General features: G+C 71.1%; 8 protein-coding genes and 1 pseudogene. 5 read left to right on the top strand and 4 right to left on the bottom strand.

Annotated elements, in window-relative coordinates; genetic code table 11:
- Nucleotides 1-147 precede the first annotated feature (147 nt).
- Nucleotides 148-1,317, top strand: coding sequence for a DNA topoisomerase IB (locus VF536_RS13930; protein ID WP_331615452.1), 1,170 nt, complete (start codon nucleotides 148-150; stop codon nucleotides 1,315-1,317).
- Nucleotides 1,318-1,372: 55 nt separating this feature from the next.
- Here the strand turns inward: VF536_RS13930 and VF536_RS13925 are convergent.
- Both VF536_RS13925 and VF536_RS13920 read right to left on the bottom strand, forming a co-directional pair.
- Nucleotides 1,373-1,966 (bottom strand): annotated as a pseudogene (locus VF536_RS13925) (D-glycero-alpha-D-manno-heptose-1,7-bisphosphate 7-phosphatase); the annotation flags it as partial.
- 22 nt (nucleotides 1,967-1,988) lie between these two features.
- A complete protein-coding gene (locus VF536_RS13920) occupies nucleotides 1,989-2,531 on the bottom strand; it encodes a response regulator (RefSeq protein WP_331615451.1) in 543 nt (180 codons plus the stop codon).
- A gap of 303 nt (nucleotides 2,532-2,834) precedes the next feature.
- Between VF536_RS13920 and VF536_RS13915 the strand changes: the two genes are divergently transcribed.
- From VF536_RS13915 to VF536_RS13900, 4 genes are all read left to right on the top strand, one after another.
- Nucleotides 2,835-3,335, top strand: coding sequence for a hypothetical protein (locus VF536_RS13915; protein ID WP_331615450.1), 501 nt, complete (start codon nucleotides 2,835-2,837; stop codon nucleotides 3,333-3,335).
- A gap of 102 nt (nucleotides 3,336-3,437) precedes the next feature.
- Complete coding sequence (locus tag VF536_RS13910; RefSeq protein ID WP_331615449.1) at nucleotides 3,438-3,803, top strand: hypothetical protein; 366 nt, start codon at nucleotides 3,438-3,440, stop codon at nucleotides 3,801-3,803.
- A 193-nt stretch (nucleotides 3,804-3,996) separates the two neighbouring features.
- Nucleotides 3,997-4,371 carry a hypothetical protein gene (locus tag VF536_RS13905; RefSeq protein ID WP_331615448.1) on the top strand — a complete coding sequence of 125 codons (375 nt, stop codon included), beginning with the start codon at nucleotides 3,997-3,999 and terminating at the stop codon, nucleotides 4,369-4,371.
- Nucleotides 4,346-4,903 carry a hypothetical protein gene (locus VF536_RS13900; protein ID WP_331615447.1) on the top strand — a complete coding sequence of 186 codons (558 nt, stop codon included), beginning with the start codon at nucleotides 4,346-4,348 and terminating at the stop codon, nucleotides 4,901-4,903. Before VF536_RS13905 ends, VF536_RS13900 begins: the two co-directional genes overlap by 26 nt.
- Nucleotides 4,904-5,024: 121 nt before the next feature.
- On the opposite strand, the gene VF536_RS13895 is transcribed toward VF536_RS13900, so the two are convergent.
- Both VF536_RS13895 and VF536_RS13890 read right to left on the bottom strand, forming a co-directional pair.
- The gene (locus VF536_RS13895) at nucleotides 5,025-5,483 is read right to left on the bottom strand and encodes a PA2169 family four-helix-bundle protein (protein ID WP_088404166.1); all 459 of its coding nucleotides are present in this window, start codon (nucleotides 5,481-5,483) and stop codon (nucleotides 5,025-5,027) included.
- Nucleotides 5,484-5,530: 47 nt separating this feature from the next.
- Nucleotides 5,531-7,990: an ATP-binding protein gene (locus VF536_RS13890; protein WP_331615445.1), complete on the bottom strand. Its 2,460-nt coding sequence runs from the start codon at nucleotides 7,988-7,990 to the stop codon at nucleotides 5,531-5,533.
- Between the last annotated feature and the right edge of the window lie 75 nt (nucleotides 7,991-8,065).

Below are 8,065 nucleotides of genomic sequence, written 5' to 3'. Positions count from 1 at the left end.
AGCGGGAGAGGGAGTCCGACCGGTTCCACTCGCAGCGCTGGCTCCTCTCTCTCTCTCTCTCTCTCTCTCCCGCTTGCGGGCGAGGGCAGGGGTGAGGGCCAGCGGCCTTGGCATGCGGCCTGCCTTGTGAAAGGCAGGAGGATGCGTATGTCATTGCGTTGGGTGTCCGATTGCGAACCGGGGCTGCGCCGCAAGCGCGCCGCCAAGGGCTTCCGTTACGTCGACGGTCAGGGGCGACCCGTGCGGGACGCCTCGACGCTGCAGCGCATCCGCGCGCTGGCGATTCCGCCGGCCTACGAGGACGTCTGGATCTGCGCGCGCGACGACGGCCACATCCAGGCCACCGCGCGCGATGCACGCGGCCGCAAGCAGTACCGCTATCACGCCGACTGGATGGCCCTGCGCGGCGAGAACAAGTTTGGCCTGCTGCTGGATTTCGGCCAACGCCTGCCGCGTCTTCGGCGCCAGGTGCAAGGCCGGTTGCGCGAGCACGCGGCCGACGGCGGTGTCGACCGCGAACGCGTGATCGCGGTGCTGGTGCGCCTGCTGGACCGCACCTGGATGCGCATCGGTCATCGCGAGTACGCGCGCAGCAACGGTTCCTACGGCCTCAGCACGCTGCTGTGCCGGCACGTGAAGGTCAAGGGCGATGCGCTGCTGCTGAGCTTCCCTGGCAAGAGCGGTGTGCGCCATCAACTCGCCGTGCGAGACGACCGTGTCGCGGCCCTCGTGCGCCGCTGCCGCGACCTGCCGGGTCAGGAGCTGTTCGGCTACGAGGACGAGGCGGGTGAGCCGCATCGCATCGATGCCTCCGACGTCAACGACTGGCTGGCCACCGCCGGCGGACCGACCTGCAGCGCCAAGGTGTTCCGCACCTGGCATGCGAGCGTGCTGGCGCTCGACCTGCTCGCGGATCACGCGCGCGCAGGCACTGCGCCGGCCGAGGCGCTGAAGCAGACGATCAAGGACGTTGCCGCGCGCCTGGGCAACACCGTGGCGGTCTGCCGCAAGTCGTACATCCACCCGGCGGTGCTGGCGTGGGGCCAGTCCGATCAGTTGGCCCAACTGCCGTCGCAACGCTGGATGGGCACGCCCCCGACCGTCGCGGGGCTGAGCGCCGCGGAGCGGCGTCTGATGGGGCTGCTCCGGACGCAACCCCGCGTGGAGGTCGCTACACCTGCGCCTGCGCCGCGGCCGGCAACGACGACGACGCGGCGCCCATCCGGCTCAGCGGGTCGTCGAGGGGATCGTCCCCCAGCAGCGAGGAGGGCATCGAGTCCGGCATCGAGGTCGACGCCGGACTCGGCCCCGATGTAGCCGCCGCTTGACGCAGCAGGTGCCCGGCCAGCGACGGCCAGTCGCTGAAGACGCCGGCCGGCTCGCGCAGCGGCGAGCGCCGCCAGGCGGTCTCGTTGCCGGTGTCCAGCAGCAGTCCGGTCGCGCCGGCCCGATGCCCGGCTTCGACGTCGTCGAGCAGGTCGCCCACCATCCACGAGCGGCCCAGATCGAGGCCATGCGCGCGCGCCGCGCGCGTCAGCATCCCGGGCGCGGGCTTGCGGCACAGGCAGGCCGGACGGCCTTGCGCATCGGGGGCATGCGGGCAGACCGCCACGTCGGTCAAGGCCACGCCGAACTCGTCTTTCAGACGCGCCAGCAGCGCGCCTTGCAGCCGTGCGAACTGGACGCGGGTGAACGCACCGCGCGCGATGCCGCTTTCATTGGTGACCAGGACCAGGGCGAGCCCGGCGGCGCTCAGCCGCGCGAGCGCCTCGCCCGCGCCGGGCATCAGCCGCAGGCGGGACGGATCATGGATGGCGGCGTCGTCCGGCTCCACCAGCGTGCCGTCCTTGTCGAGGAAGACCGCCGGACGCAGCGACCCCGGCGAGGGCCCGTCGGGCCGATCGCGGGAGAAGTCGAGGTCGTGGAGGGAGAGGGTGGTGAGAGGGGCGTCGAGCCAGGCAGTCACAGGGGCAGCCTCCGCGACGCGCTCAGCGCACCCAGCCGTAGTCGGTCTGGCGCGGCGCCAGCGACTGTTTGTGCCGGACCATCAAGGCCGACTCCCGTCTCGCGCCGTCGCCGGCCGGATCGATCATGACGCCGGTCTGCAGACCGGCGGCCTGCACCTCGACCGGGTTGAGCGCGTCGGCCGGTCGCGTGCCGCGCGGCGGCGGCAGCAGTTCGGCCAGGCGGGCCAGCGTCTTGCGCACGTCCAGCGGCTTGGCCCACAACTCCAGGAAGCCGCAGCCCAGCGCGTCGAAATCGGAATCGGCCGTCACCGCGATCGCCGGCACCTGCGCCCAGCCGCGCCGCATGCGCAGCAGCTTCAGCAGGTCGGAACCGTGGCAGTCGGGCAGGTGCAGATCCACCAGCAGCAGCGAGGGCTGCAACTGGGCACTGAGCCGCCAGGCGGGCATGCCGGCCTCGGCGACGTGCAGCCGCAGGTCGCGGCGCTGCTCGAACATCGCCTCCATCACGATGACGTTGAGCGGGCTGTCTTCGACGTACAGCACCGACGTGAAACCGTCGTTCATCGTTCGCTCCTTCCCTGTTCGAATTCAGTTGGTCGCGAGATATGGCAATCGCCGTGCCTGAAGTTCTCCCCAATCCTCGGGAGGTCACCTGTCGGCACCAGACGATTCGGCGCTTCCGGTGTAACCGGTCGATGGCCCGCGCGTCAATCTCGGTGACACCTTCGTGGGCCCTCTTTTCCGATCGGTTCGTGTGCGGGAAAGACGGCGTACGCAATGGGTATGAGGCTTGCCTTGACGGGAAGACTCCCTTCCTCATTCACCCCTTTCCTCACCCACGTCATCACCCACTTCAAGGAGCTCCCCATGGCCACCAGCATCCGACCGGGCGCCCAGGACGATCCCGATGCCCGCCCCACCAGCTTCGGCGTGCACAAGCCGGTGGACCACCTGGTGATCAGCTTCCCCGGCGCGCCGGAGGCCGGGCAGGCGCGTGCGGCGCTCAGCGCGCACGGCATCGCCGAGGCCGATCTGCACGCGATCGGTGACCGCGAGATGGTCGAACTGGTCGAGCGTGACCTCAAGCGCGCCAGTCCGCTGGCGGCGATCGGGCAGGAGATCAACCTGCTGCGCAGCCACGGCGAACTGGCCGAACGCGGGTACCACTTCCTTGTCGTCAAGGCCAAGGACGACGCGCAGGCGCGCGAGATCGCCGAGATCGCCCGCCGCAACCGCGCCGAGCGTGCGCAGTACTACGGCCACTTCATCATCGAGGAGATGCTGGAACCCGAAGGCGGCCGCCCGCAGGTGGCCGAGTCGCCGCACCGCGGACTCGACACGCATCCGAAGCCGCCGCTGCCGCGCTGACCGGCGAGAACCCGTGCGGGCAAGTCGGCACGCCGCTTGCCGTTCCGCTCACCACCGATCCATGCCCTTGTTGCCTCCGTGCACGACGAAAGGAAACTTCCCATGAGCACCACGCCCAACAACGAGAAGAGCGACAAGACCGTGCCGTTCACGACGGCCGAAGATGCCGCCAAGCTGGTCAACGGCACCGCGCCGTCGAGCACTGCGGCCGCCGACCTGGTGAACCGCGTTGCCGACAAGGCGCACGCGACCATCGACCGTCTGGCGACCACGGCCGCGCCCAAGGCGCAGCAATTGCAGAAAAGCCTGGAGGACACGAACGAGCTGATCCATGACCGCGCGGAGCGCCTGCGCATGACCGGCAACGAGTGGTGCGACAGCCTGCGCTCCAACGTGCGCGAACATCCGCTGATGGCGGTCGGCACCGCGCTGGCGGTCGGCCTGCTGATCGCGCGCCTGACGCGCTGACCGCGGCGCGCCCATGAGCGACGTGCCGCACGCGACGCCGTCTTTTCCTCCGCCGTTTCCTCCGCCGCCACCGCCTCGATCCGGACCTTTCCCCGAATCGAACGCGGGATCGGCCCATGGACCGGCGGCCGGACCTTCACCGTCGGGCGAAGGTCCGCCGTCCGGCGGCAGTCTGCTGGGCGAGCTGCAGGGCATGGCCCGCGCGGCACGCGGCATGTTGTCCGGGCGCCTGCTGCTGCTGGCGCTGGAGCTGCAGCGTGCCAGGCACGGCCTGGTCAGCCTGGCGATCCTTGGCGTGGTCGCGGCGATCGCCGGCGCCACGGCCTGGCTTGCGCTGTGGGCCTTGCTGGTGGCGCTGGCCGTCCACTTCGGCCTGACCTGGCCCTGGGCCTTCGCCGGCGTGCTGGTGATCAACCTGCTGCTGCTGGTGTGGGTCGCGGCCGCGATGAAGGCGCTCGCGCCGATGCTGGCGCTGCCGGCCTCCCGCCGCCAGTTCCACTGGCTGTTCAACGATCCGATGGATCCCGAGGAACCGAGTCCCGATGGCCGCACCCCCAGACCGTCCTGACCCCCGCCGCATCCCCGACGTGCCCGACCCGGGCGGCGCGGCCGAGTCGATCGAGGCATTGACGCTGCGCATCGAGATGGCCGAGCTGCGCGTCGTCCGCCGCGATCTGGAATTCCAGCTGCACTGGGACGCGCTGCAGCAGCGCGGCAAGGCCGTGCTGGTGCCGGGCCGCTGGCTGCTGCCGGCGCTGGGCACCGGCGCGAGCTGGCTGTTCTGGCGGCTGGTGCGTGGCAAGCGGCGACGTCATGAGCGGCATCGCCACGACGAGTCGCCTCGTCACGCCTTCCATGCGTCGGGCGCACCGCGACACGATCATGCCGATCGAGCGGACGCGGCCGATCACGCCCGGTCGGGCGCCGATCGTCCGGAAGTCGGCACGCTGCAGCTGCTCACGCTGCTGTGGAGCCTGATGCCGACGACGATCCGCGGCCGCGTCGGGCCCGAGATCACGCAGCTGGTGCTGGGCGTGGTCGCGGGGTTCATGCAGGGGCGCAAGAATCAGCGGGAGGAGTCGCGCGAGGACGCCCGGTAGCCGACGACTCGCCGCCTCCGATCGTCGAGGTCGCCTCGCGCCATCGACGACCCATGAAGAAGGCGCGCCCTCGGGCGCGCCTTGTCGTTGATGGCAGCGCGCCTGGAGACGCGCCGGGCACTCAGACCTTCTCGGCGTTGCGCGCCTGATCCCGCAGCAGCTTGATCTGGTCGTGGTTGCGCAAGGTGCCCGCCAACTGGCGCTGGACGACCTCCAGCACGCCCGCGGGCAGGTCCTTCTGCGCCGCCTTGCGGTAACGCGCGACGGCCACATCCTCGCCGCGCTCGCATTCCTCGAGCATGGCCTTGTCGCTGTAGCCGGTCAGCGTGCCCTTGACCGCGACCCAGCCGCGGTGGAGCGATCCGGCGGCGCTGCCGTCGTCCTCGGGCGTGCCGCCGTGCTGGCGCACCAGCTGCTGCAGTTCCGAGGCGGCCTGGCGGCATTCCGCGGCGCGCTGGGCGAAGACCTCGCGCAGGCTCGCGCCCTTGACGTGTTCGGCGGAGCTCAGGAATCCGTACTCGCCGTCCTTGCAGGTTTCGACCAGCGTGTTCAGCTCGTCGATGACGTCCTTGTTGTCCATGGCAGTCCTTTCCGATCGGGGGAGTGGTGATGCCATGAAACAGCAAGTCACGTACCCGTCGGCAACCCCATCGCGCGCCGCAGCGCTTCCAGGATCTGCGACGGCGACGCGGGTTTGCGCAGCACGATGAAGGAGGACTCGCCCGTCAGCGCCTCGCTGAAGCCGCTGATCAGCACGATGGGCAGCCCCGGCCGGCGCTTGCGCAGCTCGCGGGCCAGCGCCTGACCGTCCATCGAGCCCGGCATCACCACGTCCGACAGCACGATGTCCACCGCCGCGCCGCTGCCGAACAGCTGCAGTGCTTCGTCCGCGTCCTTGGCGCTGAGCACCTGGCAGGAGAAGCTGCGCAGCAGGCCGGCGGTGACGCGGTTGAGTTCCTCGTTGTCCTCGACCAGCAGCACGCGCATGCCGGCCAGGCTGTTGGCGCGGCCGTCGTCGCGGGTACGTTCGCGTTCGGTGCCGTCGACCCGGCTCGCATCGGGCACTAGGCGCGCGCTGCTCTGCGCCGGCAGCAGCAGCGTCACCGTCGTGCCCGCGCCGAGCTGGCTGGCGACGCGCGCCGTGCCGCCCGCCTGCACGCAGAAGCCCAGCACCTGGCTCAGGCCCAGGCCCGTGCCCTTGCCGACAGGCTTGGTGGTGAAGAAGGGCTCGAAGACGCGCGCCAGCAGGTCGTCCGGAATGCCCGGGCCGCGGTCGGTCACGCTGATCGCGACATACTCGCCCGGCGCCAGGTCCTGCACGTCGCCCGGCGAGGCGCGACCGGCCTCCACGGTGATCTCGCCCATGCCGTTGGTCGCGTCGCGCGAATTGAGCGCGATGTTGATCAACGCGAGCTCCAGCTCCGACGGATCGACGCGCACGCTCGGCAGGTCCGGGGCCATCGTCATCGCGAGCTGCATGCGCTTGCCCAGCACGGTCACGAGCAGCTCGTTCATTTCACCCAGGGTCGAGCGCAGGTCCACCACCTGCGGATGGACCGGCTGGCGGCCCGCGACCCGCAGCAGATGCTGGGTCAGCCGGCTGCCGACGTCGACGGACCGCATGATCGCGCCCAGCGGCATGGCCAGCGATTCGGCGTGCGGGCTGCGCTGGATCAGGTGGGCGCTGTTGCTGATGACGCCCAGCAGGTTGTTGAAGTCGTGCGCGACGCCGCCGGTCAGCCGGCCCAGCGCGGCCGTGCGCTGCGAGCGCGAGCTGAGCTGCTCGGCCTCGCGCGTGCGGTCGATGGCCTCGTTGACGCGTTCCTCGAGCTCGTAGCGCCCCTGGTGGATCGCGGCGCTCGCGTCCTCGAGCGCCAGCGCGACCTCGTCGCACTCGACCATGCCGGTCTTGCGCGCGCGCACCGGCTCGCCGGCGCGCAGCTCGTTGGCGATCTCGTTGAGCGCATGGATCGGCCCGGAGATGCGCCGGCTGATCCACAACGCACCGAACATGCCGACCAGCACCAGCAGCAGCGCGCCGATCGCGATCGGCTGCAGCGCGGCGCGCGCGCCGAAACCGCCGAATCCGCCGGGGCCGCCGTCGCGCGGCACCGCGGTCACGACCGTCCAGCCCTGCGGCGACTTGCTGAAGTAGCCGACGACCGGCCGCCCGTCCAGGTTGACCGAGTCGAACTGCGCCTCGTCGCGCGTGGCCATCAGGCGCTTGAGGTCGTCGGTGCCGGGTCGCCCGGCATAGCTGATGCCGCCCGGGTGCCGCGCCACGACCGTGCCGTGGCCGTCCATGATGGTCGCGGTCCAGTCCGGCGGCAGGCGCTGCCCGTCGATGATCTGCTGCAGTTCCTGCGGCAGCACGGTGATGCTCATGTTCAGCCAGACATGGCCGCCGCGTTCGATCGGCTGGATGATCTGCGCCCGCAACTGGCCGGTGGCGGGGTCGGGCGCGAGGTCGCCCATGACGGCCTGCTCGGCCAGCGGCACGCCTTCGCGGACCAGCACCGGGCGCGAGGCGGCGGTCGTCGGCAGGCCCGGTGGCGAGGTCGCCGCGGCGGCCGTACCGGTCGTACCTGTCGGACCGGTCGTACTGGTGCTACCGCCGTTCGGGCCGGTCGCGACCAGCGGCGACGGCGGGGAAGCCTGCGGGAACGGGGACAAGGGCGCCGCCGAGGCCGCCGCCACGGGCGGCATGACCGCCGCTTCTGGCACGCGGCCCGGCGCGAGCCGGGTGCTGAACAGCGTCCGGTCCGGCGCGTTGAGCTCCACCCAGCCGGACAGCCCCTGCATCGCGCGACGCGACTGCAGCTCCAGCATCGCCAGGTCGTCCGGCGGGATCTGCGGCGACGCGTCCAGGATCTGCGACAGCGACAGCACCCGCGCGATGCCGGCGCGACGCGCCAGTTCCTTGTCCACGACCATGGACAGCGCGCGTGTGCTGTCCCGTATGTGGCGCACGGTGGCGTCGCGCTCGTCGCTCCAGGTCTGCCAGCTGACCCACAGCGCCGCGATGATGCCCGGCAGCATCACGGACAGGACGAGCACGAGCAGGCGGGAACGGATCGGCAGGGGCATGGGCGAAGTGGCGGAGGAACGAACGGGCCACCGCGGCCAGGGGCCGGCGGCGCGGACGCGGGCGCCGAGGCGCGA

This window comes from Roseateles sp., from assembly GCF_036486225.1.
GTDB lineage: Bacteria > Pseudomonadota > Gammaproteobacteria > Burkholderiales > Burkholderiaceae_C > Roseateles.
The sequence above is the reverse complement of the archived record's forward strand: the minus strand, read 5'-3'. Positions and strand labels throughout refer to the sequence as shown.

Bases quoted from the DNA above. Each gene is read 5' to 3' on its own strand.
- VF536_RS13930 (WP_331615452.1), top strand. From the start codon at position 148: ATGTCATTGCGTTGGGTGTCCGATTGCGAACCGGGGCTGCGCCGCAAG.
- VF536_RS13915 (WP_331615450.1), top strand. From the start codon at position 2,835: ATGGCCACCAGCATCCGACCGGGCGCCCAGGACGATCCCGATGCCCGC.
- VF536_RS13895 (WP_088404166.1), bottom strand. From the start codon at position 5,483: ATGGACAACAAGGACGTCATCGACGAGCTGAACACGCTGGTCGAAACC.
- VF536_RS13910 (WP_331615449.1), top strand. From the start codon at position 3,438: ATGAGCACCACGCCCAACAACGAGAAGAGCGACAAGACCGTGCCGTTC.
- VF536_RS13900 (WP_331615447.1), top strand. From the start codon at position 4,346: ATGGCCGCACCCCCAGACCGTCCTGACCCCCGCCGCATCCCCGACGTG.
- VF536_RS13890 (WP_331615445.1), bottom strand. From the start codon at position 7,990: ATGCCCCTGCCGATCCGTTCCCGCCTGCTCGTGCTCGTCCTGTCCGTG.
- VF536_RS13920 (WP_331615451.1), bottom strand. From the start codon at position 2,531: ATGAACGACGGTTTCACGTCGGTGCTGTACGTCGAAGACAGCCCGCTC.
- VF536_RS13905 (WP_331615448.1), top strand. From the start codon at position 3,997: ATGGCCCGCGCGGCACGCGGCATGTTGTCCGGGCGCCTGCTGCTGCTG.